At 71.5% G+C, this 1,253-nt stretch carries 1 protein-coding gene; it reads right to left on the reverse strand.

The annotated features are described in order from the left end of the window. On the reverse strand, positions 1-1,187 hold a 1,187-nt coding region (locus H7965_RS29935), incomplete at its 3' end, for a hypothetical protein (protein WP_186774100.1). Between the last annotated feature and the right edge of the window lie 66 nt (positions 1,188-1,253).

The following is a 1,253-nucleotide window of genomic DNA, read 5'->3' on the forward strand; positions in this document are numbered from 1 at the left end:
CGGCGGTACGCCTTCAGGTCGGCGTAGAACCACCAGATGAGGTCGCGGATGCGCGCCTGGACGGCCCGCTGCTGGTCGGTGAAGGTCTCGAGCCTGTGGACGAGACGCTCGGCATGGATCCAGCACAGGGCGTGCTCGCCGAGGGCGAACTGGCCGGCATCGTCGCTGACGATCACCGTCCCGGACAGCAGGTCATGCGCCTTAATGGCGCCCCAGAGCGCGCCCTCGGTGGCCAGGCGCGCCGGCCCGAGGCTGCCGTCCATGCCGCGGATGCCGAGCCGCTCGAGATGCGCAACCCAGGCCGCCTGGTCCGGGAAGACGCGCTGCGGATCGCCGGCCAGGCGGGCGATCACCGGCCCGGCCAGGGCACGCTCGCGCATGTACGCCAGGGCCTCGGCGTTCACGGCGTAGTCGCCGTGTCCGGCCCGCAGCAGCTCAAGGAAGTTCAGCCGGCTCTTGCTGGCCGTGGTGCCGAACCAGGCGAAGTGGTCGTTGCCGATCTGCGTGCAGGCGCCGTTCACCGCCCGGTGCCGCGCCCCGGTGTCGTCCACCGTGATCCAGGCCGCGCTCGCCAGCCCAGCCCGCAGCACGTCACGGTGCTCGTCGAGGAAGCGCCGCTGATCCCCGATCAACAAGCGCATGACCTGCCGCTTGGAGATGGCGATCCCAACCGCCCGCAGCTGCGCCACCAGCCGCAGCACCGTGGCCTGCCCTTGGTGGTACTGCGCCAGCACATAGCGCCGGAGTTCAGGACCGAAGTGTCCCTCCACCCCGCCCGGCAAGGGCGCCACGACCAGCTGCCCCTCCGGTGTCAGCCAGCGCTCGCGCCGGTAGCGCACCGCCTCGGTCCGCAGCACGAGATCCTGCACCAGGAAGTCCTGGTAGCCGCGGAACTGCGAGCCGGGCGGCACCGTCGCGTGCAGCACCCGCTCCTCCACCGACACCCGCGGCATTACCTTGCCGCGTCGGCGGCGACCCTTCCCGGCCTGCGGCGGCTTCGGCTCGGTCGCCCGCTCCATGCCGCTCGGCTTGATCACTGGCCGGCCCTTCAGCCCCTTGAGGCGGGCGATCTCCTCGCGCTGCGCCGCCACCCTCCGCTCGAGTTCTGCCACCTTGCCCAGCAACGCGCTGACCAGCGCCTTCAGCTCGGCCGGCGACAGCGCGTCAGGATCGGCGGGCGGGACCATGCGCCCGAGCGAATCAGACCAGCCGCCACCTGGGAAGGGCAAACTGCACCCTCGCCACAGGTTTTG

The sequence above is a fragment of the Siccirubricoccus deserti genome (assembly GCF_014283215.1).
GTDB classification, from domain to species: Bacteria; Pseudomonadota; Alphaproteobacteria; order Acetobacterales; family Acetobacteraceae; genus Siccirubricoccus; species Siccirubricoccus deserti.